25 protein-coding genes are annotated in these 26,859 nt (G+C 63.7%); 7 read left to right on the top strand and 18 right to left on the bottom strand.

The features are described 5' to 3' along the window. Positions 1-316 precede the first annotated feature (316 nt). The gene (locus tag JQ609_RS02715) at positions 317-703 is read left to right on the top strand and encodes a hypothetical protein (protein WP_212271919.1); all 387 of its coding nucleotides are present in this window, start codon (positions 317-319) and stop codon (positions 701-703) included. Between the two features lie 8 nt (positions 704-711). Here the strand turns inward: JQ609_RS02715 and JQ609_RS02710 are convergent, their stop codons facing one another. The 12 genes from JQ609_RS02710 to JQ609_RS02655 all read right to left on the bottom strand — a co-directional run bounded on the left by JQ609_RS02710 (position 712) and on the right by JQ609_RS02655 (position 10,837). Continuing rightward, on the bottom strand, positions 712-1,701 hold the full coding sequence (locus JQ609_RS02710; RefSeq protein ID WP_249127599.1) for a hypothetical protein: 990 nt from the start codon (positions 1,699-1,701) through the stop codon (positions 712-714). Continuing rightward, positions 1,701-2,489 carry a creatininase family protein gene (locus tag JQ609_RS02705; protein ID WP_212271918.1) on the bottom strand — a complete coding sequence of 263 codons (789 nt, stop codon included), beginning with the start codon at positions 2,487-2,489 and terminating at the stop codon, positions 1,701-1,703. The genes JQ609_RS02710 and JQ609_RS02705 overlap by 1 nt, the downstream gene beginning before the upstream one ends. Before the next feature lie 17 nt (positions 2,490-2,506). After that, complete coding sequence (locus JQ609_RS02700) at positions 2,507-3,286, bottom strand: DNA-binding domain-containing protein (protein ID WP_212271917.1); 780 nt, start codon at positions 3,284-3,286, stop codon at positions 2,507-2,509. Next, positions 3,283-4,197 (bottom strand): DUF692 domain-containing protein, encoded by a 915-nt coding sequence (locus tag JQ609_RS02695; RefSeq protein WP_212271916.1) that lies wholly within the window; start codon positions 4,195-4,197, stop codon positions 3,283-3,285. The genes JQ609_RS02700 and JQ609_RS02695 overlap by 4 nt, the downstream gene beginning before the upstream one ends. 105 nt (positions 4,198-4,302) lie before the next feature. Then, a complete protein-coding gene (locus JQ609_RS02690) occupies positions 4,303-4,560 on the bottom strand; it encodes a hypothetical protein (protein ID WP_192738016.1) in 258 nt (85 codons plus the stop codon). A 227-nt stretch (positions 4,561-4,787) separates the two neighbouring features. After that, a complete protein-coding gene (locus JQ609_RS02685) occupies positions 4,788-5,051 on the bottom strand; it encodes a hypothetical protein (RefSeq protein ID WP_212001595.1) in 264 nt (87 codons plus the stop codon). A 407-nt stretch (positions 5,052-5,458) separates the two neighbouring features. Further along, on the bottom strand, positions 5,459-5,896 hold the full coding sequence (locus tag JQ609_RS02680) for a tetratricopeptide repeat protein (protein WP_212271915.1): 438 nt from the start codon (positions 5,894-5,896) through the stop codon (positions 5,459-5,461). Further along, on the bottom strand, positions 5,869-6,336 hold the full coding sequence (locus JQ609_RS02675; RefSeq protein ID WP_212271914.1) for a tetratricopeptide repeat protein: 468 nt from the start codon (positions 6,334-6,336) through the stop codon (positions 5,869-5,871). Before JQ609_RS02675 ends, JQ609_RS02680 begins: the two co-directional genes overlap by 28 nt. Positions 6,337-6,397: 61 nt before the next feature. Then, on the bottom strand, positions 6,398-7,459 hold the full coding sequence (locus JQ609_RS02670) for a hypothetical protein (protein ID WP_212271913.1): 1,062 nt from the start codon (positions 7,457-7,459) through the stop codon (positions 6,398-6,400). Positions 7,460-7,593: 134 nt separating this feature from the next. Beyond that, on the bottom strand, positions 7,594-9,387 hold the full coding sequence (locus tag JQ609_RS02665) for a thioredoxin domain-containing protein (protein WP_212271912.1): 1,794 nt from the start codon (positions 9,385-9,387) through the stop codon (positions 7,594-7,596). Positions 9,388-9,494: 107 nt separating this feature from the next. Beyond that, positions 9,495-9,959 carry a DoxX family protein gene (locus tag JQ609_RS02660; RefSeq protein WP_212271911.1) on the bottom strand — a complete coding sequence of 155 codons (465 nt, stop codon included), beginning with the start codon at positions 9,957-9,959 and terminating at the stop codon, positions 9,495-9,497. A 146-nt stretch (positions 9,960-10,105) separates the two neighbouring features. After that, positions 10,106-10,837, bottom strand: coding sequence for a cytochrome c biogenesis CcdA family protein (locus JQ609_RS02655; protein ID WP_212206962.1), 732 nt, complete (start codon positions 10,835-10,837; stop codon positions 10,106-10,108). A gap of 158 nt (positions 10,838-10,995) precedes the next feature. Here JQ609_RS02655 and JQ609_RS02650 point away from each other — a divergent pair, with 158 nt between their 5' ends. From JQ609_RS02650 to JQ609_RS02640, 3 genes are all read left to right on the top strand, one after another. Continuing rightward, entirely contained in the window at positions 10,996-13,101 is a 2,106-nt protein-coding gene (locus JQ609_RS02650) for an adenylate/guanylate cyclase domain-containing protein (RefSeq protein WP_312014790.1), read from the top strand. 24 nt (positions 13,102-13,125) lie between these two features. Next, entirely contained in the window at positions 13,126-14,103 is a 978-nt protein-coding gene (locus JQ609_RS02645; RefSeq protein ID WP_212271910.1) for an NAD(P)-dependent oxidoreductase, read from the top strand. A 151-nt stretch (positions 14,104-14,254) separates the two neighbouring features. Further along, positions 14,255-15,547, top strand: a complete 1,293-nt coding sequence (locus JQ609_RS02640) for an MFS transporter (protein WP_212206965.1) — start codon at positions 14,255-14,257, stop codon at positions 15,545-15,547. Between the two features lie 5 nt (positions 15,548-15,552). Here the strand turns inward: JQ609_RS02640 and JQ609_RS02635 are convergent, their stop codons facing one another. Continuing rightward, positions 15,553-16,164 carry a TetR/AcrR family transcriptional regulator gene (locus JQ609_RS02635; protein WP_212206966.1) on the bottom strand — a complete coding sequence of 204 codons (612 nt, stop codon included), beginning with the start codon at positions 16,162-16,164 and terminating at the stop codon, positions 15,553-15,555. Positions 16,165-16,304: 140 nt separating this feature from the next. Between JQ609_RS02635 and JQ609_RS02630 the strand changes: the two genes are divergently transcribed. Together JQ609_RS02630 and JQ609_RS02625 are read left to right on the top strand one after the other, a co-directional pair. Then, positions 16,305-17,537 carry a cytochrome P450 gene (locus tag JQ609_RS02630; RefSeq protein ID WP_212206967.1) on the top strand — a complete coding sequence of 411 codons (1,233 nt, stop codon included), beginning with the start codon at positions 16,305-16,307 and terminating at the stop codon, positions 17,535-17,537. A 171-nt stretch (positions 17,538-17,708) separates the two neighbouring features. Further along, entirely contained in the window at positions 17,709-21,437 is a 3,729-nt protein-coding gene (locus JQ609_RS02625) for an AsmA-like C-terminal region-containing protein (RefSeq protein WP_212271909.1), read from the top strand. A gap of 100 nt (positions 21,438-21,537) precedes the next feature. On the opposite strand, the gene JQ609_RS02620 is transcribed toward JQ609_RS02625, so the two are convergent. Continuing rightward, complete coding sequence (locus JQ609_RS02620; RefSeq protein WP_212271908.1) at positions 21,538-23,112, bottom strand: ABC-F family ATP-binding cassette domain-containing protein; 1,575 nt, start codon at positions 23,110-23,112, stop codon at positions 21,538-21,540. Positions 23,113-23,356: 244 nt separating this feature from the next. On the opposite strand from JQ609_RS02620, the gene JQ609_RS02615 reads away from it, so the two are divergent. Next, positions 23,357-23,950: a tetratricopeptide repeat protein gene (locus JQ609_RS02615; RefSeq protein ID WP_312014666.1), complete on the top strand. Its 594-nt coding sequence runs from the start codon at positions 23,357-23,359 to the stop codon at positions 23,948-23,950. Between the two features lie 78 nt (positions 23,951-24,028). Here the strand turns inward: JQ609_RS02615 and JQ609_RS02610 are convergent, their stop codons facing one another. The 4 genes from JQ609_RS02610 to JQ609_RS02595 all read right to left on the bottom strand — a co-directional run bounded on the left by JQ609_RS02610 (position 24,029) and on the right by JQ609_RS02595 (position 26,773). Further along, a complete protein-coding gene (locus tag JQ609_RS02610) occupies positions 24,029-24,289 on the bottom strand; it encodes a ribbon-helix-helix domain-containing protein (RefSeq protein ID WP_212206970.1) in 261 nt (86 codons plus the stop codon). Beyond that, positions 24,286-24,474 carry a DUF4169 family protein gene (locus JQ609_RS02605; RefSeq protein ID WP_192738001.1) on the bottom strand — a complete coding sequence of 63 codons (189 nt, stop codon included), beginning with the start codon at positions 24,472-24,474 and terminating at the stop codon, positions 24,286-24,288. The genes JQ609_RS02610 and JQ609_RS02605 overlap by 4 nt, the downstream gene beginning before the upstream one ends. A 273-nt stretch (positions 24,475-24,747) precedes the next feature. Further along, positions 24,748-26,166 (bottom strand): class II fumarate hydratase, encoded by a 1,419-nt coding sequence (gene fumC / locus JQ609_RS02600; protein WP_212271907.1) that lies wholly within the window; start codon positions 26,164-26,166, stop codon positions 24,748-24,750. Between the two features lie 79 nt (positions 26,167-26,245). Next, positions 26,246-26,773, bottom strand: coding sequence for an SspB family protein (locus JQ609_RS02595; protein ID WP_212271906.1), 528 nt, complete (start codon positions 26,771-26,773; stop codon positions 26,246-26,248). Positions 26,774-26,859: the final 86 nt, after the last annotated feature.

Below are 26,859 nucleotides of genomic sequence, written 5' to 3'. Positions count from 1 at the left end.
AATTCTCCCGCGAATTCCCCGAAGGCCCGTGCACTCCCCGCTTCGCGAGTGGAACTTTTGCTCCCTGTCGGCGTCTGGGCGGCCCTACCTTCGAGTGTAGCGATCGGCAAGCGTGGAGGTCACGGCGGAGGCCATGGGCATTTCGTAGATGGCCGCCCGAGCTCATGGAGGCCGGCCGCACGCCAAGAGCAACGATCCGGATTTGCAAACCTCTGTTGCCGGAATGTCACCATCGATTGATTTTCCCGGATGAGAATGCGGCCGCTGATCGCACGATCGCATTGTTTGTCTTGCAAACGCGCTGGCTGCTGATTCCATGCAATGGTTCAAAAAGGACGTATCCGCACCCAAGGATATCTGGGACGAGCCCATCGAGGGGCCGATCGGAGATCTCCAGGCTGCGAACAAGATACGGGAAATCTGCCGTTCTGCGGCCAGCAGTGCGGAAAAGATCAGCGGTGCTGCCGACCGTTCGAAAATCAAGTCCGAAATCGAACGTTATGAGCGCGCGGCGAAAGCCGCTATGCAAATTGCTATGAAGATTTCCGATGGTCTGTTGCGAGACACCGCCGTGCGGCAGATCCTCGAACTCTGCCTCCAAGCCAATCACACCACGACCGCGCGAACGCTGTTTCGCGCCATCCAGTCCAAATCGATCAGTGACGACGTGCTGAAGCAGCATCCCTCGCTGGGCACGGCGTAGCCGCAGCGCTATTTCGCGCGCGGCGCAGTGATCGCTTTGCGGATCGCCGCCAGCGGCGCAGCGTCGTCGAACTCGAGGCTTTCGCCCTGCGGCTTCAGGCCGAGGTCGCGCCACAGGCCCGCGAGATCGGGCGTCACGGGCTTTGAACCCATCTCGCCATGAAGCGTCGTCAGCACGTCGACGCCGACGGCCTTGTCGGCGGTGGAGAGAAGACGATCGAGCGACCAATCCTTTTCATGATTGCCGCCCGCGGCGAGGACGCCGCGCATGGCGTCCTGCAGGCCGAGGCGATTATTCGTTCGCTTTCGGATTTCGATGTCCGCGAGCAGGCAGAACAGCGCGCCGCCCCAATATCTCCGGCCCCAGGTGTCGGTTTTGTCGAGACCCTGATCGCCGGCCTGCGGCAGGCCCTTCGGCATGTCGCGCATCATTGCCTGCCAGATTTCCGCTGCCGTGAGGTCGCCGGCCTGCACCCGCGCCACCGGCTCGATATAGACGGCAAGACCTTCCGACAGCCACGTGTGGCGATGGTTCAGATCGGGCAGGGCGGTGTGCACCATCTCGTGCACCATCACCCAGTCGCGCCGCAAAACCTCCTCGGTGGAATCGCGGCCGAGCGGAATGCGGATCGCGGCGCCGCGATAGCCCCACGTCGTGCCGCCGCGAATGCGGGCGCCGTCGACCGGCACCAGCAGCAGCCGCAGTTGTTCGACGGGAAACCGGCCATAATAGGTGGCGACGGCCTTCGCCGACATCCGGACCCAGTCGAGCACCTTTTCTCTCGGCAGCGCCATCTCGCCGGGCGCGAAGCCGACATGGATGGTGCCGCCTTCGATTTCGAGGTCGGTCTTGGGCATCCGGTCGAACGCGTCATACGGCATCCGGTCGCCGCGCATATAGTCCGACTGCGCATCGGCGCGGAACGAAATCAGGCTCGCCGGCATGGCGGTGAGGACGGCGGTCAACACGATCCAGCTGATGCCGCCGAGGGTTTTCATCACGACACGCTTCTGGTCGTGCCGGGCCGCTGCTGCGCGACGGTTCGGTCTGTCACGAACGCCGCGACCTTTTCCCTGAGATCGTCGAGCATCGTGGCGAGCAGGATTTCGCCCTTGGCCGACGTCGCCAAGGTCGGGTCGCCATAGCTGCCGCAGCGGCTGTAATTCGGCGAGTTCGTATCCACCGGTGTCAGGGGGCCGGGCGCCTCCTTTCCGATGGCCGGGCTCGGCTCGGCGCGTGCCATATCGACGAGGTGTGGCACCAGCGCCAGCATCGATGACGTCTCGAGTTCGTCGGCATGGCTGCCATGGCTCTGTTCGGCCAGCCGTTCGGCGGCCTGGCGATAGCGCGGGCCTTCATGGATGCGCAGATGCATGACCTTGCCGGCATCAAGCCGCGCCAAAGCGCGCTCGACCGGTGCCAGCGTACTGATCCCGGTGTTGAGAACGAACAGCTTTCGGCACCCGCTGCCGAGAATGCCTTCCGCGATCTCATGCACGACGGCTTCGAAGGTCGCGCTCGAAAGACTGCAGCTGCCCGCATAGGCGACGAAGGCGGGATAGTATCCGTAAGCCAGCGTCGGCCAGATCAGTGCGTCGATCCGTTCGGCGAGTTGGCTCGCAAGCCATTCGGCCTGGATGCGGTCGGTATTGAGAGGGAGGTGGAAACCATGCTCCTTGGCGGCCGCGCCAACGGGCAGTATCGCCGCAGCACCATTAGCGATGTGCCGCGCGACTTCGTCCCATGTCATACGCTCGATAAAATGGTGATCGGTATCGGTGCCCATGTCTCGGGCCTCTGTTATCAGGTGGAAACCGCCGTCAGGTTGCCCGAAGTAATCCAGCCATGCAGATAGCCCGCGCCGCGTGCCGCCGCGCCATCGGGATCGTTATAGGTAGCCAACATCTCGCAGAGCACGCCGAACGGAATGCCGCTCGCGGCCTCGTCCCACATCATCGCTTCTTCAGGGGCAAGTTCGCGGAACATTGGCGTGGTGTCCTGGCGCCAGACCAGGATGCGCGCCGGTTCTTCCAGCGTGGCCGCGTCCGGCGGCGTCTCGTTGTTCTTGAGCGCCAGCCAGACCGCGGAGGCGTTGGTCGACAAATCGAGCCTGGCCGCACTGGGGTGCGGCTGGAACTTGAGATCGTTCCATTGCTCTGGCGCAAACGAAGCCATGGCGGTCAGTTCAAGCACCGGACCTTCCGCGGCGTCGAAGGCGTCGTTGAGCGCCTTCTCCAGCGCTGCGAGATCAGCAAGAACAGGATGGTTGCAATAGGGTTCTGCCGACCTCAAAAACTCCGGCAGGCCTTGCGAGAACCAGCGCAGGTTCGGATGTTCTGAGGGGCGCGCCTTGACATAGGCATGGCCCATCTCGTCGAACGCCTCATCGCCGAGATACGAATGCAGCAACGCGTGGTCGTTACGAAGCGCCTCCACCAGCCGCGAGCCGTAGGCGTAGCGATAGACGCCGTACAGCGTCTCGCGTTTCTCGCGGGGGCTGTCGAGGATTTCGGTGAGCACCGTGTCGTCGCCGGTCAGGATGCCGCGCTGGAAATCCGCCTGTTGCCGCGCGAAGTCGCTCATCCCGCCTGCTTGCCCAAGTTCTTGTCCAATTGGGCTAAGACCTTCTCCGCGATCTCGCGGGTGCGGTTCACTTCCACGAGCAGTTCGTCGAGCGGCGGGATGTTGTCGTCGCGCTCGATCATGGTCGAGATCCGGCCGAAGCGCTTGATGGCCGCGACATAGAGATCCCAGACGTCTTCGCAGACGGGATGATCATGGGTGTCGATGATGTGGGTGCCCATGTGGCTGTGGCCGGCCATGTGGAACTGCACGACGCGGTCCGCTGGAATCCCGTTCAGGAAGGTCATGGGGTCATAGCCGTGGTTGAAGGCGCTGACATAGACGTTGTTGATGTCGAACAGCAGCCAGCAACCGGAACGGCGCGACAATTCGGCGAGGAATTCCCATTCCGTCATTTCTGAATTGTTGAACTGGACATAGGTCGAGACGTTCTCGAGCACGATGGCGCGGCCGAGGAAATCCTGCACCAGCTGAACGCGGCTGACCACGTGGTCGAGCGCCTCTGACGTGTAGGGGATCGGCAGCAGATCGTGCAGGTTCTTGCCGTGGACGCCGGTCCAGCACAAATGGTCGGAGATCCATTTTGGCTCGACTCGCACAGCGAGATCTTTCAGGCCCTGCAGATATTCGAAATTCGGCGGCGCGGTCGATGCGATCGACAGCGACACGCCGTGCATCACGACGGGATAGCGTTCGCAAATCCGGTCAAGTACGCGCAGCGGCTGGCCGCCGGGCAGCATGTAGTTTTCGCTGATGACTTCGAACCAGTCGATCGGCGGGTTTCCGCTCAGGATCTCGTCGTAGTGTTGTGCGCGCAGGCCGAGCCCGAAGCCAAGGAAGGGTGGCTTATCCGACTGCAACGGACGCCCAAGCGCCGCCGGGGAGTTGGGCAATCTGCTCGCGACGTTCATGTCGTCTCCGCTTCGCGCATCGCGATCGGGCGATGGGTATTGCCTCAAATTATCATGGAAAGGGGGCCCGGCATACACCGGCCCCCCCTTTCCGGATAGCCTCGATCAGGCGGGCGAATACTTGCCCTTGGCGGCGTCGCACTTCTCCTTGGTCATGGCCGAAAAGCCCTGACCCTTGCAGGCGTTCTGACCCTTGCAGGCGCTCGCGCCGCTCTTGCAGGCGCTCTGGCCCTTGCAGGCGTTGGCGCCGACGCATTTGCCTTCGCCGGCGGCGTAGGTGACGGTCGACATCGTCGCGCCAGCCAGGAACAGCGTGGCTGCAGCGGCGGCAATCGTGGCGCCGGACTTGGAAGTCATCTTCATGGACGTCTCCTCGAGATAGAAGTGTGAAGGTGCACCACCCGCAAGCCACTGACATCAGGACCGACAGATGGTACCCGGGGATAGATACGCGGCGGATTTGGCTTGGTTACACGGCGAGCGAAATTTATTTCAATGATCGGGCGGGCTTAAGTGAAACATTCCCGGGCTGGAATGAACCGTGAAGGCCCGGCACGACGCCGGGCCCTTTTCGCGTCAATTCGGGACGGTCAGGCCTTGACGAACTTGCCGCCCATGGCGGTGCACGCCTTCTCGGTGGTCATCGAGAAGCCCTGACCCTTGCAGGCATTCTGGCCCTTGCAGGCGCTCGAGCCGCCCTTGCAGGCGCTCTGGCCCTTGCAGGCGTTGCCGACCATGCACTTGCCGGCGGCGGCGTTTGCCGATGTCGACCCGGTCGACACAACCGCGCCGGCGAGGAACAAAGTGGCAGCGGCGGCCGCGAGCGTCGCACCGGATTTCGTATTCAACTTCATGACGTTCTCCTCGATGATTGTTTGACGACAACAGGACGCCGTGAGCGTTCGATGACTTGGGATCATCGACCCGCACAACGCTAAGGAAGCAGCGGATGCCAATCAGATCGCGGCGGCTCACGAAAGCCGTTAGCCTCCGCGATTTGAGTGCTCATCCGAAACCAGCTACGGGGCATCGGGCGATTTGGTTACAGAGTTTCGAAAGAAATTTTTCTTTTTTGGATTTGGACGATCCGCCATGTCTAAGCCCCGATGCATGGGAGTATTTGGTTGCGCGGCAGAATGGCAACAGAAGCCGTCCGCGCGGGATAATCGGGAAGCTTCAATGACCGGTTGCGTTGCACAACGGGAGTGTTGGCTGCTGCGCGAGCGTGTGCTCCGTAAGACGCCGGCGTGTAGCCACGGCCTCAGACGGCGGCGCCGAGCTGAGCCAGCAGTTCTCCGATCAGCTTGCGCCCGTCGGCATCCTGCGTCATCGCGAGCGCGTTGCGATAGTCCGCGATCGCAAGGTCGAACCGCCGCATCATCCGGTAGGTCAGCGCGCGGTTGCGCAGAAAGGCCGGATTTGCGGGATTGATCTCGATTGCTTGCGTGAAGTCGGCGATGGCAAGGTCGTATCTGCGCAAGATATGATGTAGCTGGCCGCGGTTGCTGAGGGCGCCGGCGTGTCGCGGCGCGATCTGCAGCACCTTGCCGTATTCCGCGATGGCCAGCTCTTCGAAGCGGCCCTCGTTGACGAAGGCGTCGAAATCGGAGCCGGCCTTCTGCTGCAACGCCGCTGCCCGGCCGAAGTAAGCATTGACCCACTTTGGATTGATCACGATCGCGGCGTCGTAGTCCTGCATCGCGCGGTCGATGCGGCCCTTGTCCGGTAGGCGTCGCCGCGGTTGGTGAAGGCAAGGGGATCGTTGGGATTGAGCCGGATCGCAGAATCGAACTCCGTGATGGCGCGATCGAGCTGCTTCTGGCGCAGGAACGCGACACCGCGGCTGTTGAACGGGCCATGGGCGGTCGGGTGGGCTTTCGTCGCCGCGTCGAAATCCGCCACCGCCCGGTCGTAGACGCCGAGAGCCAGATTGGCATTGCCGCGGATGAGATAGACACGGGCAAGTTCCCTGGCCTCGGCGGGCGGCGCATTCGTGATGACGAATGAGCAGGCCGCAGCCCTCGGGGCGGGCGGGGTGGCGTTGTCCAGGCAGATGCGCTGCTGCGCTTCGGCCTGCGCGCCTGCCGGCGCCAGGATGATCGTGACGGCGGTGAGAAGGACACTGGCGAGAACCCGCATCGCGCGCTCCGTGTTTCGAGACTGTCCCGTTGCTGATCCGGGCCGCTGCGTCGCTTTCATGTCACGAGCGTCCCGGCTGACGCGCGATCGTGTCGGAAGCCGTCTGCGGCGGGGACTTGGCACGGGCTTCGTCTTGCAGACGCCGGTTGGTCTCGGCGTTGCGGCGTATGAGCGTGCCTATTGCCCGCGCGATTTCGTCGTCGTGCCGGCCGAGCACGCAGCCGCCCATCGCTATCGCGCCATAGTCGAGCACCGCGTGACGCTTCGGGTCGGTGGCTTCGACGAGGAGGTGGGGGACCACGTGCCCGGCCTGTCTCAGGGTCTGTACCATGGGGGTCTGCTGAGCGGCTGTCGGCACCTGCTGGTCATACGGGTCGCTAATGACCATCATGCGCAGGGCGCGGTTCTGCGCGAGCCATTGCACCTTGCCCGTGATGTCGAAATAAGTCCTGGCAGGATCGCCGGGCCGTGCGGGACCCCGGGTCACGATCTGTCCCGAGCCGGAAATCAGGCAGGCGACGTCGCGCCGCATTTGCGCGAGGCCGAACACCAGCCGGCCTCCGCCGGACTCCCCGAACAGATGGAAGCCTTCGAACTGGTAGCGTTGCCGGAGCGCCTCGAGCGCCATGTCCATCAGGTGCAGCTCGACGAGGGTCTTGCGTGATAGATGGGTGCCGGAGGTGCCTTCGACGCCGATACGACCAAGATAGATCGCGGTGGTCTTCGCCATCTTCGAGAAATGGTCGGCAATAGCGACGAGTTTGTCGGTGTTGACGTCACTGGCCTTGGACGGATCTGCCCAGGTCCAACGGGTCGGATCAACCGGACCGTTGTGATCGCCGTTCAGAATGATGACCGGGCGCGAGCCCTGGCCTCCGGCGGTGGAAAGATAATACCGGACACAGAAATCCTGGCTGTAGACGTTGAGCCAGAAGGTCTGCGGTTTCGCGGCGCACTCTTCGCGCGTCATCGTGATCCCGCGCAGCGTGTCTTCCTTCCTGATAATCTCCGCGCCGGCAGGGCCGGCCGCAAACAGCGAAACGGCCAGCAGCATCGCTGCAAGCGAGCCGCGCGCCACATTCGACCAGCAAGCATATTTTGAGCAAGCCATGACGACCAACACCGGTTCATTCCTGTTGGCCGTTTGTCGCTTGAAGCGGGTGGAGGCGCTGTGATGCCGGTCACAGAGGGGCGCTTCCCGCTTGGCGGGATGGTCGCGGGGCTGCGGGCGCGCATCGCCCGTCTTATGAACGGCGCCTAGTTCATCGCGGCGCGCGAAGGTTTCAACTTTGCCATCTGTTTCACCGTGGCCTGCAGCTCTTCGGCATTGAACGAGGGGAACGAGCAGATCCGGTTGCTGCAGGCGAACGCCGCGGGCTCGCCGAGATCGGGGTATTCGACGTCGGGATTGGGCAGCTTGCCCTCGCGCAGGTCGAGCCACTCCAGGCGCTTGTAGCGGGCCGGCAGCGCCCGTGCGAGGGTATGCAGGGCCTGCGCGCGGGGCGCATCCTTGTGGCCGACGATCGTCATATGGGTCGGCTCGATCGCGAGTTCTTCGTCGGCGAGCAGCACGCCGGGCAACGGGCGCATCATCTCGGCCGAGGCACTGCTCGCATAGCGCATCGCATGTGAGGCGTGCTCGCGATAGGTTTCGTCGCCGTAGTAGCGGTTGAGCAGGTTCATGAAGCGCGCCACCTGCACCTGGTCATCAAGCAGTTTTGCCGGTTTTGCCAATACGCCGGTTTTGCCTTCCGCTTTCCTCGACGTTACGAAGCCACCGGCCTCGTCGCGAAAAGTCGCGACGAAATCGCCGGCTTTGGCCGCGGAGGTGAGCCAGTCGCGGTTGCCGGTGGCTGCGTAGAGATCGAGGAAGGCCTGGCCCATCGCCAGCGTGTCGCCGAGGAAGGGTCCGCCGCGATCCTTCTCGCCATGGCGGAACCCACCGCCCGGCAGCGCGCGGTTGGCGTTGACCCATTTCGCAGCACGCTCGGCAATGGCCAGCGCTTTTACATCGTTGGTGACGTTGTAATAGGCGGCGAGAGCCGAGATCGCCCAGCCGTTCTCGCGCGCATACAGATTCTTGTCGATGCGTGGCATGCCGAGTTTGCGGCGCCCGGCATCGCCTAGCGCATAATATTTGTGGCCGTCGGTGTCGTGATCTAGATCGGCATCCTGGCTGACATAGAAGGCGCCCTCGGGACCCGAGAGAAAGGCCGCAAGATAGCGCTCGATATCGCGGGCCGCCTTGAGATATTTCGGGTCCTTCCACAGCGCATAGGCCTGGCTGTATTGCCGCAGATACTGCGCCTGGAACGACATGATCTTTTCGAAATGCGGATGGGTCCAGGAGCCCGCTTCGGAATATTGATACACGCCGCCCCACACCGGATCGATCAGTGCGATTGCAGCGTCCAGCGTCTGTCGCGCGCGCTTGATCGCAAGGGCATCGCCGGTCTCTGCACGGGTGATCGCAAGATCCAGGCTGTCGGCGTCGATGAATTTCTGGTTCTCGCCCCAACCGCCGAGCTTTTCGTCGTAGGACTCGTCGACAATCTTGGTTAGGTCCGCGCGCTGCTGCTTGCTGAGGAAGGCCGATGCTGAAGGTTTGACTTCAAAGGCCTCGCCGACTGAAGGCCCGGGTGAGGGATCGTCGATGATGGCCTTGAGCAGCGCCCGCATCCGTTCCGGCTCGATATAGCCCCGGAGCTTGGCGATCTCGGTGCCGTCGGGTCCAAACACGATGGTCGCCGGCCAGCCCCAATCGCCATAGCGGCTCGACAGATCCGGATTGGCGTCCTGGTCGACACGAACCGGCAGATATTTCGACGCCAGCAGGCCTTCGACCTCCGGATCGGCATAGGTGGTCTTTTCCATGACGTGGCACCAGTGGCACCACACCGCCTCGAGATCGAGGATCACAAAGCGCTTTTCGGCGGCGGCGCGGGTGAACAGGTCATCGCTCCATTCGCTCCATTTGACGCCATCGGATGCGTGGGCGGAACCGGCCGCGAGCGCGGCAAGGGCGAAGGCGGCGAGGCGGACGAGTTTCATGGCGGCTCCCGGAAGCGCTGGTGTCTCGACAGCTACGCGCGCGCCAAAATCCGGGCTCAGACTTATCCGCGATGTCACGGCATTGTGAGGGCGGGGGCTGCCGATGCTCAGGCCGGCACTTTGTTGTATCCGGGGGTATTCATCAGCAGCCGATCGAGGGAGGCGGCACCAGGGCCTGCGATGGCGAGCCACGTGAAGGCGGCGAAGTAGGTCATTTCCTCGAAGCCGAGCAGCGTTTGCAGCGAATCGACGTCATCCCATTTGGCCGACTTGATCGCGACCAGCATGACCACCGCCAGCATGGCGGCGGGGATCCGGGTGAACAGGCCGAGGATCAGCATGGCGCCGCCAAAGAACTCGACGCCGGATACGAAGGGGGTGAGGATTTTCGGAAACGGGATGCCCCAGCCGATAAAATTCTCGGTGACCTGCGGCAAATTGGTGAGCTTGCCCCAGCCGGCCAGCATGAAGGTGTAGCCGACGACCAGCCGCATGATCAGCGGGCCGGCCCAGGAGAAGTATGAGCCGATCTGCGCCGGCAACAGGATGAGAAGATTGACGATAAAATTCATGCGGGCCCCCTCCGATTATTATCGTGACGCGAGGCCGCACCGGCGGCCTCTCAAATCAAGTGCGCACGAAGACGCTGCGGCCGCGCAGGGCGGCAATCTGGTCATGGCAGGAGTTTCGCAACGGATAGCCCGTTTGTTACGGGGCGTTAGCCGAAATTTTGCAGTGCGGGAAACGTTTCCAGCAGCCAGATGCTGGCGCTGGTAACGGCGCCGGTCAGGAAACCGATGCCGGTAATGACCATCAACACACCCATGGCGCGCTCGACGGTGGTGAGATGCCGCTTCATCCGCGCGAACAGCTCGGAGAATTGTTCGATCATGAAGGCGGCCAGCAGGAACGGAATTCCAAGCCCGAGGGAATAGACCGCGAGCAGGCCCGCGCCCTTGGTCACCGTGGCTTCGGCGGCCGCGATCGACAGGATCGCCGCCAGGATCGGCCCGATGCAGGGGGTCCAGCCGAACGCAAACGCAAGCCCCATGACATAGGCGCCCCACAGCCCGACCGGCTTCGGTGCGGTCAGCCGTCCCTCGCGCATCAACAGCCCGATGCGGGTCAGCCCCAGGAAGTGCAGGCCCATGATGATGATGACGATGCCGGCGAGAATCGAGAGCTCCGCCGACCAGGCCCGGATCAGGCCGCCGACGAACGAAGCGCTGGCACCGAGCGCCACGAACACGGTGGTAAAGCCGAGCACGAACATCAGCGCCGCGGCCATCACCGCGCGTTTCGAGGCCTTCGTCGCCCCGTCATTGTTGACCTGCTCGATGGTCGCGCCGGTCAGGTAGATCAGATACGGAGGCACCAGCGGCAGCACGCAGGGCGACAGGAAGCTGACAAGTCCGGCAATCAGGGCCGCCGGGATGGAAACATCGTGCATTGCATGACCTTCGAGAACTGCCGCAAGGCATAGCGCCGTCTTGGCTTGTACGGAACAGGCAATCGGTAAGTTTCGTCGGCTTCCGGCTCAACTCTGGTCACAGAGCCGTGTCCAAGGGTATGACAAGGCATATGGAAGGCGCCGGGATAGCCTCGCCGGTGAAACAGACGCTAGTATCGTTCCGTATTGCGGTAACCGATCCCGCGAACCAGGACCCCGCAATGCGCATCGGCATTCGCAACGCCATCTCGGCCCTCGTGCTGACGTCGATCGTCGTCAGCGCCGTCGGCGTGCACCTGTTGTGGTGGCGCACCGCCCAGCAGGTCAGCCAGACCCTTGCCGACACCATCAACGACCAGATCGTCTCCGCGGTCGGCGACGAACTGCAATCGATCACCTCGGAAGCGCGATCGTCCATGTCGGCGGTGCGCACCTTGTTGCTCGGAAGGGTGTTCGAGGCGCGCGACGCCGAGATGCGCGAGGTGGTGATCCGATCGCAGTTGCGGTCGCAACCGACCATTTCCTGGGTAGCGTTCGGATGGCCGGACGGAACGTTCTTTGGCGGGCACAAGCTTGGCAATGGCGTCATCGAGATGATCGAGATCGCGGGCGATCGAAAGGCGAAGATTAACCGTTATGAATTCGGAGGTGGCGACACGCTGCTCAAGTCCAGCCGCGTCGAGGACACCAATTATTCCGTCACCGATCAGGAATGGTTCCGCGAGGTAGCCAGCTCCAACGACGAAAACTGGTCGACGCTGACCAAGCATCCCAACGGCGAACGTCTGGCGGCCGCCTTCGCGGCGCCGATCCAGATCGATCAAGGACCCGCCGGCGTCATCGCCATCATCATCGAACTGACGCGGGTCTCGAATTTCCTGTCGCAGCTGACGGTCGGCAAATCGGCCGGCGCCTTCATCCTCGATCGCGAGGGCGGCGTGGTCGCGGCGCCCGATCCGGATGCCAGCGAAGTGACGCCGCTGAAGACCGGCCATCCGCTGTTTGCGGTCGCGGTGGACGCGATGAAGAAGGCCGGCACCGCCTACAATCCCGGCGAGGGCGAGCCGCTGAAGCGCCAGGTGACGCGGGACGGCAAGGTCTATCAGGCGGTGCTGACGCCGATCTCGTTTCCGGGCTGGTCGCTGGTGACAGTGGTGCCGGAGTCGGAATTTCTGGGGCCGGTACAGATGACGATCCGGAACCTGCTGATCGGACTTGCGATCCTGATCGTGATCGCCGGGCTGCTGTCGGCATGGCTCGCCCAGCGCCTGATCGCGGCGCCGCTGATCAAGGTGGTGGGCGAGATCAGGCATGTCGAGCGCTTCGATCTGGACAAGGTCGAGCGGCATCCGTCGCGGCTGACCGAGATCGAGAACCTGTCCGGCGCCATCGGCGACATGGCGCAGGGGCTGGCGGCGTTCCGAAAATACATTCCCGCGGATCTCGTGAAGCGGCTGATCAGCGACGGTAACGGCGCGCGCCTCGGCGGCGCGGTGCGGCCGATGAGCGTGATGTTCATCGACCTCGCCGGCTTCACCGGCATCTCGGAGCGGCTCGGCGACCGCATCATCCCGCTGCTGTCGCGTTATTTCGATTCCGTCTCGGTGCAGATCCAGGCGCAGGGCGGCACCATCGACAAATTCATCGGCGATGCCGTGATGGCGTTCTGGGGTGCGCCGGCGCCGAACCCCGAACACGCCGTCGATTGCTGCCGTGCGGCTCTGGCCTGCCAGCGCGCGATGACCGAGGTCGGTCTGGTCGACGACCATGGCCAGCCGGTCAAAATCCGCATCGGCATTAATTCCGGTGACATGCTGGTCGGCAATATCGGGTCCGAAGTGCGGCTGAACTACACCGTGATCGGCGACGCCGTGAACATCGCGAGCCGGCTCGAGGGCACCAACAAGGTCTACGGCTCGACCATCATCATCGGTCCCGAAACGCGGCGTCTCGCGGGCGACCGCATCGTGGTGCGCGAACTCGATCGCCTCGCGGTCTACGGCCGCGCCGGGGGCTTGCAAATCTACGAATTGCTTGCGATGGCGGACGAGGCCGGCGGTGCGATCGACTGGGTGAGGGCCTATGAAGCCGGCCTCGCATGCTGGCGGGCGCGCGAATTCACGGCCGCGATCACGGCGTTCGAAGAGGTGAAGAAGGTCAAGGATGATGCGGCGGCATCGGTGATGATCGCGCGCTGCAGGGAGCAACTCGAGAATCCGAGCGACCAGGATTGGGACGGCACTTCAGTCGCCAAATCCAAGTAGGTGCTAACAGGCGGAGATGTTGATTTGAAAGTCCTGCTCACCCATCCGCCGCAAGCGAGGGCGCAATATTACGGCGAGCGCAGCCTGAGCGGATTGCAGGCGATCGCGCAGGTGCAATTGCACGAGGGCAACGACGCGCTGGATGCGTTCGGCCTGATCGACGCCGCACGTGACGTCGAGATTATCGTCGCCGACCGGCTCACCGCCGGACCCGGCGAGATATTTGCGCGGCTGCCAAAGCTGCGCGCCTTCGTTCGCTGCGCCGTCGACATTCGCAACATCGACGTCGAGCAGGCTTCGCGCGCGGGCGTGCTGGTTACCCGGGCCGGACCCGGTTTCGTCCAGTCGGTCGCCGAACTTGCGCTCGGATTCATGGTCGACCTATCGCGCGGCGTCTCGCGTGCCAGCGCCGACTATCATGCCGGGCGGAAGCCCAAAGTGGTGATGGGCCGACAACTGGCCGGCAGCCGCATCGGCATTATCGGATATGGCAGCATCGGCCGCTACCTTGCCGGGATTGCCAAAGTGCTGGGCATGGAAGTTTTGGTCGCCGATCCCTTTGCGAGTGTGAGCGAGCCTGACATCCGGCATCTGCCGCTCGACGATCTGCTAGCGCGTTCGGACTTTGTCGTCTGCCTCGCAGTCGCCAATGAGGCGACGGAAAATCTGATCGGGCAGGCGGCGCTGGCGCGGATGCAGCCGCATGCGTTCTTCATCAATCTGTCGCGCGGCAATCTCGTCGACGAGGCGGCGCTGACCGCGGCCCTGCACGAGAACCGCATCGCTGGCGCGGCGATGGATGTCGGCCGGGCCCTGGACCAGATGCCGACGCCGGAACTGGCAAAGCTGCCGAACGTGATCGCGACGCCGCATATCGGCGGCCTGACGCCGCCGGCGATCGAGTACCAATCGCTGGAAACGGTGCGGCAGGTCGAGAAGATCATCGCAAGCGAGATTCCGGTCGGCGCCGTGAATGCCATCAGCTGGACGCGACGTCCTTGATGCCCTGCAGCATTCATGGCTGACCAGACGAGCTGGCGCTTGTATAGTTTCAAAAGCTCTTGACCCCGTCATTCCGGGATGGTCCGAAGGACCAGACCCGGAATCTCGAGATTCCGGGCTCGCACTTCGTGCGCCCCGGAATGACATGCCAATGCGCCTTCCCTTCTTTTACGGCTGGATGATCGTCGCGGTGACGTTCGTCACCATGGCGATCGGCGTCAATGCGCGGACCGCGTTCTCGTTGTTCTTTCCGCCGATCATCTCCGAATTCGGCTGGGAACGCGGCGTCACCGCGGGCGCCTTCTCGTTCGGCTTCGTGGTCTCCGGCGGCGTCAGCCCATTGATCGGCCGCTTGATGGACCGCCACGGCCCGCGCGCGGTGATGGAACTCGGCGTCGCCTTGATGGGCGCGGGCCTGCTGCTGGCGCCGCTGACGACGCAGCCCTGGCATCTCTATCTCACCATCGGCGTGCTGGTCGGCGCGGGAAGCGTGTGTCTCGGCTATTCCGGCCAATCGCTGTTCGTACCGAACTGGTTCATTCGCCGCCGTGGCCTCGCGATGGGGCTGGCGTTTGCCGGCGTCGGGATCGGTTCGGTGACCTTGCTGCCCTGGGTGCAGCATATGATCGAGCAGACCGGCTGGCGCACCGCCTGCACCGCAATGGGCATTGTCGTCCTCGTCGTGTTGGCGCCGATCAATCTGTTGCTGCGGATGCGCCCCGAAGATATCGGGCTACTGCCGGATGGTGATGCCGCGCCGACGGCGACTTCAGCAAAGCCGATCTCGAACATCGTCGATCCGGTCTGGGCCGCTACCGACTGGACCTTGCGGCGTGCGCTGCGCACCGCGCGATTCTGGTGGATCTGCCTCGGCTATTTCTGCGGCCTGTACGTCTGGTACGCGGTGCAGGTGCACCAGACCAAGTTCCTGCTCGATATCGGATTCTCGGCCAACGTCGCGGTCTGGGCGCTCGGCGTGGTCAGCCTGCTCGGCATTCCCGGCCAGATCTGGCTCGGGCATCTCTCCGACCGGGTCGGACGTGAATGGATCTGGGCGATCAGCTGCCTGGGTTTTGCGATCTGCTTTGCGGCGCTGATCGGGCTGAAATTCGCGCCTGTGTTGCCGCTGGTTTATCTGATGATCGTGACCCAGGGCGTGCTCGGCTACGGCCTGACCTCTGTGATGGGCGCGGTGGTGCTCGAAATCTTCCAGGGCAAGCAATATGGCAGCATTTTCGGCACCATCATGCTGGCGGCGCTGGCCGGCGGCGCGGCCGGCCCGTGGGCGACCGGGTTTTTGTTCGACCGCTACGGCAGCTACACGCTGGCCTTTGCGATCGGCGTCGCCGTGAGCGCCTTGTCGGCGTTCGCGATCTGGCAGGCCTCACCGCGCAAGATCCGCGCCGTCGCGGGTCAGCTGCATAAGATGCAAGGCGACGGTTAGAATATTTACTTGGACGCCACGCCGATCACGCGTTCCAGATCGCTGATTGCGCGCAGAAAGCTGTCTGAGGGCGTGGTATCCGGATCGATCAGCCGATGCAGGCGGAAGCCGTCTTCCATCGCCAGAACGATAGCCCCCCACCATGCCGGATCGAGCACCGAATCCTTGCCGCTGTTCTTCGCCGTGGTCTCGACAATGTCGGCGATCAATTTTCGGCGAGCGCGCAGCCGCTTGGCAAGTTCGGGCCGGCGCTTTTCGGCGCGCGCCACGAACAGGATCATCTCCATGTGCAGCAATGGCGAGCGGCCGAGCGGATCCTGCTGGCTGCGATCCATGGTCTTCAGCGCGTCGATGAAATCCGGCAGGCTTTTGTGTTTCGCCAGCAGATCGTGAAGGCGCAGAATCGATTGCTCGACGTGATTCTCGAGCATGGCGATGATCAACTCGTCCTTGCTCGTGAAATTCGAATAGAATGCGCCGCGCGAGAAGCCGGCCGCGGCGGCAATGGTTTCGATGCTGGCGCCACCGATGCCTTGTTCCTCGAACACCCGCGCCGCCGCCTCGAACAGCTTGTCGCGGGTATCGTCCCTTGTCGGTCTGGTTCGCAACCTTGACATCGGCGCAATTTAGGTGAGAATGCAACTCAATACAACAGTGTATCGAGTTGCAGAGACCCGGATGGAAGAGCCGGCATCAGAGCATGCGATGTGCTGATAGACTAATAAAAACTGCGGTGTGGAAACCAATCGAGGTCATCATGAACGAGCACGTTCAGGCTGCGACGAGCGAACCGCTTTTCAATCCGTTGTCACCGGAATTCATCCGCAATCCCTATCCGCACTACGCGCGGATGCGCGCCACCGATCCCGTGCATCTGACGCCGCTCGGCCTTTATGTCGCCAGCCGGCACGCCGAAGCCAGCCTGGTGATCCGCGACAAGCGCTTTGGCAAGCAGCATGTCGAACGCACCATCCGGCGCTATGGGCCCAACATCATGGAGGAGCCGGCCTTTCGCAGCCTGGGCCTGATGATGCTGCAGCAGGATCCACCCGACCATACCCGCCTGCGCGGGCTGGTGGTGCAGGCTTTCACCGCGCGCCGGGTCGAGGACATGCGTCCGCGCATCCAGCAAATCGTCGACGAGACGCTCGACCGGATCATCCCGCAAGGGAAGATGGACCTGATCGAGGATTTCGCCTTCCGCCTGCCGGTGACCGTCATCTGCGACATGCTCGGCATTCCCGAAGAGCATCGCGAGGCGTTTTACACCAGGGCGCGTGCGGGTGGCCGCATTCTCGATCCCGTGCCGTTGTCGCCGGAGGAGATCAAGCAGGCCAACGAAGGCACGATGATTTCCGAGATGTATTTCCAGCAATTGTTCGAGTTGCGGCGAAAGAACCCCGGCAACGATCTGACCACGCAGCTGGTGCAGGCGGAGGAAGACGGTCACAAGCTCTCCAATGAGGAGCTGACGGCCAACATCATCCTGCTGTTTGGCGCCGGCCATGAGACGACCGTCAACCTGATCGGCAACGGCCTGCTGGCGCTGCATCGCAATCCGGACCAATTGGCGCTGCTCAAGGCCAGGCCCGAGCTCATGACCAATGCGGTCGAGGAGTTCCTGCGCTACGATTCCTCCGTGCAGCTGACCGGCCGGGTGGCGCTGGAAGACATCGACGACCTCGGCGGCAAGCGGATTCCGAAAGGCGAGACCGTGCTGTGCCTGCTCGGCTCGGCCAACCACGATCCGGCGGTCTATCCCGATCATCCCGAGCGTCTCGATATTACCAGACCAAATGTGAAGCCGCTGTCCTTTGGCGGGGGCATCCACTTTTGTCTCGGCGCCCAGTTGGCGCGCATCGAGGCTGAGATCGCGCTTTCCACGCTGCTGCGCCGGATTCCCGACCTGCGGCTGGATGACGCGGTGAACCCGGAATGGCGGCCGACCTTCGTGCTCCGGGGCCTGAAGCATCTGCCGGCGAGCTGGTAACCATATCGCCTCGACATCAACGAGGCCTCAGGTTCTGAATAAATCGGAACCGGCGGGGCTATGGCGCTGATGCCGCTGTGACTTCGCCATACTTCTCTCTATATATTGGGCTGCTCCGGCCCTGAGTTCGCGTGGCGCGGTCTGTGCCGGAGCGGTTCATGGGGAGACACCGTGCAGACGACGCTGCTCGGCCTGGCAATCGCCTTTATCATTGCGCTGGTGGCCGCGCTTGTCGGGCCGTATTTCATCGACTGGAATCAATTCCGGCCGCAATTCGAGGCCGAGGCGAGCCGGATCATCGGCGCGCCGGTGCGCGTCGGCGGCAAGCTCGACGCGCGGCTGTTGCCGGCACCGTCGTTGCAGCTGCGGGCGGTAACGGTCGGCGGCGCCAACGACCTCGGCAAGGTGCGCGCCGACAAGCTCGACGTCGAATTCAGCCTGGGTTCGCTGATGCGCGGCGAAGTGCGCGCCACCGAACTTTCCATCAACGGCATGTCGCTCGATCTCGGGCTCGATCCAAAGGGCCGGATCGACTGGCCGGCCTCGACCGGAACACTCAATCCGGGCTCGCTGGCGATCGATCGGCTCAATCTCACCGGCCGGATCGCGCTGCACGACGCCGCCAGCCGCAGCACCCTCGAACTGAACGACATCGCCTTTTCCGGCGATGTGCGTTCGCTGGCGGGCTCGATCCGTGGTGACGGCAATTTCGTGCTGTTGGGCACGCGCTATCCGTTTCGAGTTTCTTCCGGCCAGACCGCCGACGGCAACGGCACCCGTGTGCATTTGAATATCGATCCCGGTCCGAAGACGCTTTCGGCCGATCTCGACGGTCTATTGTTTTTCGAGGCGCGGGCGCCGCGCTTCGAGGGCACAATGGTATTGGCGAGTCCGCCGCGCCCAAAGGCAGACGACTTCGACACGTCGCCGCCATCCTGGCGTGTCAGCTCCCGCGTCAAGGCCGATTACTCAACCGCACGGCTTGATGCGCTCGAAGTGACGTATGGCGCGGACGAGCGCGCGCTGAAACTGGCGGGCAATGGCGACCTGCGCTTCGGCGCCGCGCCGTTGCTGCGGGCTTCGCTCGCCGCGCGCCAGCTCGATGCCGACAGATTCTTCGCCAAGGACAGCAAGGACGTTACCGCCACTGAGCCGGTCCGTGTGTTGCCGGCGGTGCGCACGCTGATGTCGGGCCTTCCGCAAGTCCCGATCGCGGCGCAGATCGGATTGGCCTCCGAACAGGTGATGCTGGGCGGCCGTCCGTTGCAGGACATCGCGGCCGAACTGCATGGCGATGCGAAATCCTGGAGCGTACGCAAGCTGGAGTTTCGCGCGCCGGGTACGACGCGGGTCTCGCTGAGTGAGGCGATCGCCAAAGGCGCGGCGCCGGATCAGTTCAAGGCCGCGCTCAACGTCGAATCGTCGGATCCCGACGCGCTGATGACCTGGCTGCAGGGCCGCGGCGACATCGGCTTTCGCAGCCAGAAGCCGTTGCGGCTGCGCGGCGACGTCACCATCGCGCCTGATGGATTTGCCATCGATGCGATGAAGGCCGAGATCGATGGCGGCGCCGTCGAAGGCCGTATCGCGGTGTCACACCGGCAGCCAAGCAGCGGCTCGAAGATCACGGCAGAGTTGAAGGCCGAGCGCCTCGACCTTGATGCGGCCACGGCATTGGCGCGTTCGCTGGCCGGCCCGCAGGCCGAATGGCCGGACGAAGGGCGGCTGTCATTGGATATCGGCCGCGCCATTTCCGCCGGCCAGGAGTTGCGGCCGCTGGTGGCCAGGCTTGGTTATGGACCAAAGGCGTTTTCGCTCGACCAGTTGAATATTGGCCAGCCCGACAAGGTCGCGTTGGAAGGCGTCGGCCGTTTCGATCGCTTCGCTTCGATTGGGAAGCTGGAACTTCATTCGACGGCGTCGTCGTTTGGCCAGATCACCGCGTTGGTGGCGCCGTTTGCGCCGTCGCTGGCCGCGCGGCTCAACGCGATGGGAGCGAGCCCGGGGCCTGCGCGCGTCAAACTCGCGCTCGAACTCAACAAGAGCGCGGGGCAGGCCGATCATGCGAACGCGCGCGCGGTGGTCGACATCGAGGCGCCGCAGCTCAAGGGGATCACCACGATCACCGCAAGGCCGGCCGTGACGGCGATCCAGGGCATCGATCTGCAGGCGCTGGGGCGCAGCGAAATCGGCATCGAGTCGAAGATGTCGTCGGGGCAGGGCCGTGCCTTGCTGGCGCTGCTGGGACTGGATCGCACGATGACCGCCGGCGACGGCCCGGCGCAATTCGAAGGCTCGGCGACGGGGGCATGGGGTGGATCGCTGCGGCTCAAGGCGAAGATCTCCGGAAAGGGTCTGGACGCCGATGCCGACGGTACGGCGGAGCCATGGGCGCAGGAGGCCAAGGGTAGTTTCTCCCTGAAAGTTCGCAGCGCCGATTTCGGGCCGTTGCTCGACCTCAAGCCGACGGACACGCTGGCACAGAATATCGGCCTGTCCTCGCGCGTGTCACTCGCAGGCAACAAGCTGACATTCGACGATCTCGACAGCAGCATTGCCGGTTCGCGGCTGCGCGGACACGTCGCGATTACCCTGGGCGATGAAAAAAATATCGAAGGCGAAATCGGTCTCGACCAGATCGCGCTGGCGCCGGCCTTTGCGTTGGCGATGGGGGCTGCCGGACACGACGCGGCGGAGCCGCTGACCGCGGGGCTGGTCAAGGGCTGGCGCGGCAAGGTCGCATTCCAGGCATTGCGTGGCTTGCTGCCGGGCGGCAGCGAATTGCAGCCGGTGAGCGGGATTGTGAAAAGCGACGGCCAGTCGCTGACCTTCGATTCCATCAAGGGCAAGATCGGCGGTGGCGAGGCCACGACCACGATCGACGCCAGGCAGGGCCCAAATGGCATTGCGCTGAACGCGAGCGTGCAGCTCAGTAGCGTCGATGGCACGGCGCTGCGCTATCGCAATCTCTCGATGCCCGCGGGCCGTGCGTCGCTGCAGATGGCGTTGGCAAGCCAGGGCCGCAGCGCGGCGGCGCTGACCGGCGCACTCTCCGGCAGCGGAACCGTGACGCTGGAATCCGCAAGGATTGCCGGGCTCGACCCGCGCGCCTTTGAGGTGGCGGTTCGCGCCAGCGATGGCGGCCAGGCCAAGGACGATGCGCGGCTCAAGCAAATCGTCGAACCGGCGCTGCTGGCCGGCGCGCTGGCGGTCGGCTCGGCGCAAATCCCGTTCAACATCCGGGATGGCCGGCTGCGCGTCGGCGCCACCACGCTCGACGCCAATGGTGTGCGCGCCACCGTCTCCGGCGGCTATGACATTCCGGCCGATCAGGCCGACATCCGCGCCGCGCTGGCGCTGACGATAGTGGGGCCTGCGACCGGCCGCCCCGAAATTCAATTGTTTGCCGTGGGCACGCCCGATGCGCTCAGTCGCAGCGTCGACGTGACGGCGTTGTCGTCCTGGCTGGCGGTACGGACGATTGATCACGAAACACGAAGGCTGGATGCGATCGAGCGTGGCGAACCGCCGCCGCCGATGCCGGCCCCGATATCGTTGCCGCCGGATGCGGCGGTGCCATTAACGCCGGAAGCGGCGTCGCCGAGCGAGGCGCTGTCGCCAGTGCCGGTGCCCGGCCGCGATCCGCGGCGGCCGCCGGCAGCCAAGCCAAAGGCCGCCACACCGCCGCGCCCACCGGCACCGATTGCGACAGCGCCCGCGCCAAATCCGCCGGCGCCGCTGGCGAGCCAGCCGCAGCTTGCACCGCTGCCGCCGCCGATCGAAGTCAGGCCGGCGCCCGGTGCTGCGCCGGTAGCCAAGCCGAGGCCGAGGCCGCCGCTGTCGCTGACACCGCAGGTCGCCAATCCGCCTCCGCAGCGGCCGGCGCTGCAGAATAACTAACCAAAGCGTTTTCAAGCGAAGTGGCTACCGGTTCGCATAGCAATCTGTTTGCGCAGATTGCGTAGACTTATCTGCGGCAGAAAACGCGTCAAACAAGAATCTAGAGCACGATCTCGCGCTGGATCCCGAACGACTGCAAGAACGCCTGATCGTGGCTGATCACGATCAGCGCGCCGTCGAAGCCCTTCAACGCAGCTTCCAGTTCCTCGATCGAGGTGAGATCGAGGTGATTGGTCGGCTCATCCAGCAGCAGCATGAAGGGCGGTTGAGGTCTTGCAAACACGCAGGCCATTCCCGCGCGCAGCCGCTCGCCGCCGGACAGGGTGCCGGCGATTTGCAGCGCCGCGCGGTTGCGGAAGGCAAAGCGGGCGAGGGCGGCATGCGCTTCATTCGCGGTCAGCTCCGGATTGAGGCGGCGGAGATTGTCGAGGATCGATGAAGCCGGATCGAGCAGCCCGACATGCTGGTCGAGCACGGCGATGCGATCGGTCAGGCGGCGGATCTCACCGCTCGCAGGTTTCAGTTCTCCCGTGATCAGGTGGAACAGCGTGGTCTTGCCGGAGCCGTTGGCGCCGCGGATCGCGATCCGCTCAGGCCCTCGGACCTCGAACGACAGGGGGCCGAACAAACGGCGGTCCTCAAAGGACATCGTTACATCCCCGAAGGCGATGAGTTCGCGCCCGCCGGGCAGGTTGGTCTTGGGCAGGTCGATCGAAAGCGGTGTCAGGACTTCCACTTTGGCGCGGGCTTCTTCCAGCGCATCGGTGCGGTCGCCGAGCAGGCGGTCGGCAAGGCGACCCTCGCGGGCGCTGCTCGCTTCCGCGATCTGCTTTTGGGCACCCAACATTATCCTTGCCTGGCTGCCCGAGCGTGCGTAGGCGCGACCGACGCTGTCGCGGCGTGCCTTCTTCTCGCGCGCCTTCTGTACAGAGCGTTCGGTGTCGCGCAGCGCGTCCGACGCGCGCTCGAGCTCGGCTCCCGCGCGTGCCCGGGCGGTATCGCGCGCCTCGGCGAAGGTGGACCACGCGCCGCCAAACACGGTAATGCCGACCGGCGTCAGTTCGACGATGCGGTCGACGCGATCCAGCAGCGCGCGGTCGTGGCTGGCGACGAGTGCGCCGCCCTGCCAGCGTTCGAGCAGTTGCGCCACCGCTTGCCGTCCATCGGCGTCGAGATTGTTGGTGGGCTCATCGAGCAACAACAAGTCCGGCGCCTCGATCAAGAGGCGCGCCAGCGCGACGCGCGTTCGTTCGCCACCGCTTAGCGAGGCGATCGCACGATCCAGCGGCATCGCGGGCAGGGCGGTTTCGACCAGTGCGGTCTGCAATCTGGCTTCCAGCGTCCAGTCGGCATCCGCGGCATCGTCGAGCGAGCCCTCGCCGCGTTCGAGACGGCGCAGGCGGGCGAGGTCGCCGGCAACACCGAGCGCTTGCGCGACCGTCTGCCGGTCATCCGCCAGCTGCGCGAGCATGCCGATCGAGCCGATGCGTTGCACGGATCCGCCGGCAGGTTCGCTCTCGCCTGCGATCAGGCGCAGCAGTGTGGATTTGCCGGAACCGTTGCGGCCGACGAGCCCCGTTCGCTCGCGCCCAAGCGCAAGCGTCAGTCCGTCGAACAGTGGCCGGCCGTCAGGTGTATTGAGGGAAATCGAATCCAGAATGAGAAAGGCGGGCATGAAGAGCTTCCGAAATGGACAGGGATCGCGGCGCGGTGTGCATTGCGATGTCCATTGCTCTCTCCATGTGTCCGTGTGGCTGGATCGGCATTTCCTAGAAACTTGCCGGCCCGAAGGCAAGGGCGTCCTCGCCGGTCTCTCCGATTTGTGAGGAGGCTCTGACGAAGTCGGGGAATGTACGGTGCAAGGCGGGGTTGATGGATACGGCTGGAGGAATTTCTACCCTCGAGAGCAGGAGGTGCGCGTGGTCAAATCCGTGATCAGGTTAGTAACACTGGCAATGCCCTTGATGGCGCTGGCCGTTGCGTCACCGCCGGTTCCAGCCTTTGCCGCCGGAGGTGGCGGCGGCGCCGATTCACCGATGGCAACGACCCCAGCGCCGGAAACCAGGTCGGCGCCGCGGCCCGCCAGAAGCAGCACCCAAAAGGCCAAGAAGAAAGCCAAGGAAACCAGCCTCGGCGACCCCGCCTTTATCCAGGGGTATCGTGCGGCCTATGCGACGATCTATGACCGCAACGAGTATGCCGGCGCCATCGAGCAGTTGAAGGCGCTTGGCCACGACGACCATCCCAAGGTGGCCAATCTGATCGGCTACTCCTATCGCAAGCTCGGCGACTACAAACTGTCGCAAGCCTGGTACGAGCGCGCGCTCAAGGCGGATCCGAACCACGTGCTGACGTGGCAGTACTACGGCCTATGGCAGATCGAGCAGGGCAACCGTGATTCTGCGCAATATCATCTGAGCCGGATCGCTGCGATCTGCGGCACCGACTGCACGGAGTATCGTTCGCTCGCGGCCGCGCTTGAGAAGCCGCCCGGTTCGAGCCTCGTCTATTAATGTGTGCGAGACGATCGCCGCGGGCGAATTCCCTTGCGAGGAACGCCTGCGGCTAGTTTGAGCCCGACGACATGCGTTCTAGCTCTGCGGTCTGGCCTCAGGCGCAGCTGCGGCCGCCGGCATCGCGCGGGTGCGGAAATAGTCCAGCACGAACAGACGTATCGCCGAGGACAAATTGCCCTGCTGGCGATTGCTGTCGATCTCGCCGACCAGTTCGGACAGCGTCATGTTCCGCAGGCCCGAGATTTCCTTCATGCCGTTCCAGAACGCCTCTTCGAGGCTGACGCTGGTCTTGTGGCCGGCGACCACGATCGAGCGCTTGACGACCGGCGACTTCATGATGCGTCTCCGCCGTCGATGCGATGTTGATCCAGCAAGTTCCCGGCGCGATCCTTCGCCTGCTCGTCGAGCGCGCGTTCGGATTTGGTACGGCCGAACCGCGCGCGGTTGGCGTCGGCCTGCTTGGCCGAGGCTTCGCGCTCGTTGCGCTTCTTGAAGCGCTTCAGGTTGACCACGTCCCCCATGCTCGCCTCCATCATCCGGCGACTTGAAGGTGTGAAAATCCGTTACGTATGCAAACGTGATCACGCCGCGCGCGTGCAAAATCGATCGTCATCAGAATCCCCGTGTAGCGCTCTCTGATAGCATCAATAAATAAGTTTCGCTCTGCGAAAACCAAATATTTTGTGCTCGTACCATGTGTCCGCGAGATGGCGATAGATGAGCAAACTCATTCTTTGGAGTTATGATCTATATCAAGTCCTGCACGTCCGTAGTTTACCGGGGGCGCGCGACCATTAGCCCGGGTGTGTCATCTTGTCGGGCTGGACCAGGCGATCGAACTCGGCCGCAGTAACGAACCCAAGCCGCACAGCCTCTTCTTTCAACGTGGTTCCGCGCGCATGCGCCGATTTGGCGACCTTGGCGGCGTTGTCGTAACCGATCTTGGGCGCGAGCGCCGTCACCAGCATCAGTGAACGCTCCATCAGATCGCGGATGCGCTTTTCGTCGGCGCGTATTCCCACCACGCAATGCTCGGTGAAGGAGCGAACCACGTCCGACAACAATTGGATGGAATTCAACATACAATATGCCAGCACGGGCTTGTACACGTTCAGCTCGAAATGGCCCTGGCTGCCGGCGACGGTCACGGCGGTCTGGTTGCCGAACACCTGGCAGCAAACCATCGTCAGCGCTTCGCATTGGGTCGGGTTGACCTTGCCCGGCATGATCGACGAACCCGGTTCGTTTTCGGGCAGGATCAATTCGCCGAGGCCGGAGCGCGGGCCCGATCCCAGAAAGCGAATATCGTTGGCGATCTTGAACAGGCCGGTTGCCACCGAGTTGATCGCGCCGTGCACCAGCACATAGGCGTCGTTGGAAGCCAGCGCCTCAAACTTGTTGGCGGCACTCGTGAACGGCAGTTTCGTGATCTTGGCGACGTGTTTTGCGAATGTCCTTGCGAATTTCGGTTTCGAGTTGAGGCCGGTGCCGACAGCGGTGCCGCCTTGCGCCAGCGGATACAGATCCTTCACCGCCACGCGCAGCCGTGCGATGCCGCTTTCCACCTGTGCGGCGTAGCCGGAAAATTCCTGACCCAGCGTCAGCGGCGTCGCATCCTGGGTATGGGTTCGTCCGATCTTGACGATCCCAGCGAACGCCTTTTCCTTCTTGCGCAGTTCGCGATGCAATTCGCTCAGGGCCGGGATCAGATCGTCAATAATGCGCCCGGCGGCGGCGATATGCATCGCGGTCGGGAATGAATCATTCGACGACTGGCTCATATTGACGTGATCGTTGGGATGAACCGGCTTCTTGGCGCCGAGTTCGCCGCCGAGCATCTGGTTGGCGCGGTTGCCGATCACCTCGTTGAGATTCATGTTGGTCTGGGTACCGGAACCGGTTTGCCAGACCACCAGCGGAAAATGGTCGTCGAGCTTGCCCTCGATCACCTCGCGCGCGGCGCGGGAGATGGCGGTGGCGCGGCGCGCGTCGAGCAGGCCGAGGTCGCGGTTGGTCTGCGCGGCGGCGAGCTTGACGATGCCGAGCGCATGGACCAGCGCGGTCGGCATGCGGTCATGGCCGATACGAAAATTCTGCCGCGAGCGCTCGGTCTGCGCGCCCCAATAGCGATCGGCGGGAACGTCGATGGGCCCGAAACTGTCGGTTTCGCTGCGGGTGGACTTGGATCGCTTGGGTGTCGCTCGTCGGGCCATCAATGAATTCCGTTACGCTTGGATGCGGAACGGTCATTCTAGCGCGCCGCGGATTTTCCCGCGCGTAGATTGTCTCCAGTTATTTCTTGCGGAAACGATCCAGCCGCACCACTTCCGCGCCCTCGCTTGGCTTGGCCGGATCATCCTTGCTCTCATCCTTGCTTTCGGCGGCTGTCGCCGGTGCAGGAACGGGCAGGCTGGTAGCTGCGGGAACGGCGGGCAGATTGGCAGTGGGCGTTTCGGCGGCCTCGTCGGACGGCTCGAATTGCAGCCCGAACTTCACCGAAGGATCGAGGAAGCTCTTGATCGCGGCGAACGGAACCACCAGCCGCTCGGGAATGCCGCCGAACGACAGGCCGACCTCGAAGCGATCCTCGCTCACCACCAGATCCCAGAACTGGTGCTGCAGGATGATGGTCATCTCTTCCGGATATTGCGCCAGCAGCCGCGGCGACAGTTTGACGCCGTCGGCGGTGGACAGGAAGGTGATGAAGAAATGATGCTCGCCGGGCAGGCCGTGCTCGGCGGCGTCGGTCAGCACGCGGCGCAGCACCCCGCGCAGCGCGTCACGCGCCAGCACGTCATAACGGATGTGGTCGGTCGCCATGGTGGTCCTGTCAGGTTGAGAAGGGTGGCGCTGCCGGTCGCCCGACTCGCCATTTGACCCATGCTACCCCGGCGGCGGCCGCAGGT

The organism is Bradyrhizobium sp. AUGA SZCCT0169 (assembly GCF_018130085.1).
Taxonomy (GTDB): Bacteria; Pseudomonadota; Alphaproteobacteria; order Rhizobiales; family Xanthobacteraceae; genus Bradyrhizobium.
The sequence above is the reverse complement of the archived record's forward strand: the minus strand, read 5'-3'. Positions and strand labels throughout refer to the sequence as shown.

Bases quoted from the DNA above. Each gene is read 5' to 3' on its own strand.
- JQ609_RS02715 (WP_212271919.1), top strand. From the start codon at position 317: ATGCAATGGTTCAAAAAGGACGTATCCGCACCCAAGGATATCTGGGAC.
- JQ609_RS02710 (WP_249127599.1), bottom strand. From the start codon at position 1,701: ATGAAAACCCTCGGCGGCATCAGCTGGATCGTGTTGACCGCCGTCCTC.
- JQ609_RS02705 (WP_212271918.1), bottom strand. From the start codon at position 2,489: ATGGGCACCGATACCGATCACCATTTTATCGAGCGTATGACATGGGAC.
- JQ609_RS02700 (WP_212271917.1), bottom strand. From the start codon at position 3,286: ATGAGCGACTTCGCGCGGCAACAGGCGGATTTCCAGCGCGGCATCCTG.
- JQ609_RS02695 (WP_212271916.1), bottom strand. From the start codon at position 4,197: ATGAACGTCGCGAGCAGATTGCCCAACTCCCCGGCGGCGCTTGGGCGT.
- JQ609_RS02690 (WP_192738016.1), bottom strand. From the start codon at position 4,560: ATGAAGATGACTTCCAAGTCCGGCGCCACGATTGCCGCCGCTGCAGCC.
- JQ609_RS02685 (WP_212001595.1), bottom strand. From the start codon at position 5,051: ATGAAGTTGAATACGAAATCCGGTGCGACGCTCGCGGCCGCCGCTGCC.
- JQ609_RS02680 (WP_212271915.1), bottom strand. From the start codon at position 5,896: ATGCAGGACTACGACGCCGCGATCGTGATCAATCCAAAGTGGGTCAAT.
- JQ609_RS02675 (WP_212271914.1), bottom strand. From the start codon at position 6,336: ATGCGGGTTCTCGCCAGTGTCCTTCTCACCGCCGTCACGATCATCCTG.
- JQ609_RS02665 (WP_212271912.1), bottom strand. From the start codon at position 9,387: ATGAAACTCGTCCGCCTCGCCGCCTTCGCCCTTGCCGCGCTCGCGGCC.
- JQ609_RS02660 (WP_212271911.1), bottom strand. From the start codon at position 9,959: ATGAATTTTATCGTCAATCTTCTCATCCTGTTGCCGGCGCAGATCGGC.
- JQ609_RS02655 (WP_212206962.1), bottom strand. From the start codon at position 10,837: ATGCACGATGTTTCCATCCCGGCGGCCCTGATTGCCGGACTTGTCAGC.
- JQ609_RS02640 (WP_212206965.1), top strand. From the start codon at position 14,255: ATGCGCCTTCCCTTCTTTTACGGCTGGATGATCGTCGCGGTGACGTTC.
- JQ609_RS02635 (WP_212206966.1), bottom strand. From the start codon at position 16,164: ATGTCAAGGTTGCGAACCAGACCGACAAGGGACGATACCCGCGACAAG.
- JQ609_RS02630 (WP_212206967.1), top strand. From the start codon at position 16,305: ATGAACGAGCACGTTCAGGCTGCGACGAGCGAACCGCTTTTCAATCCG.
- JQ609_RS02620 (WP_212271908.1), bottom strand. From the start codon at position 23,112: ATGCCCGCCTTTCTCATTCTGGATTCGATTTCCCTCAATACACCTGAC.
- JQ609_RS02610 (WP_212206970.1), bottom strand. From the start codon at position 24,289: ATGAAGTCGCCGGTCGTCAAGCGCTCGATCGTGGTCGCCGGCCACAAG.
- JQ609_RS02605 (WP_192738001.1), bottom strand. From the start codon at position 24,474: ATGGGGGACGTGGTCAACCTGAAGCGCTTCAAGAAGCGCAACGAGCGC.
- fumC (WP_212271907.1), bottom strand. From the start codon at position 26,166: ATGGCCCGACGAGCGACACCCAAGCGATCCAAGTCCACCCGCAGCGAA.
- JQ609_RS02595 (WP_212271906.1), bottom strand. From the start codon at position 26,773: ATGGCGACCGACCACATCCGTTATGACGTGCTGGCGCGTGACGCGCTG.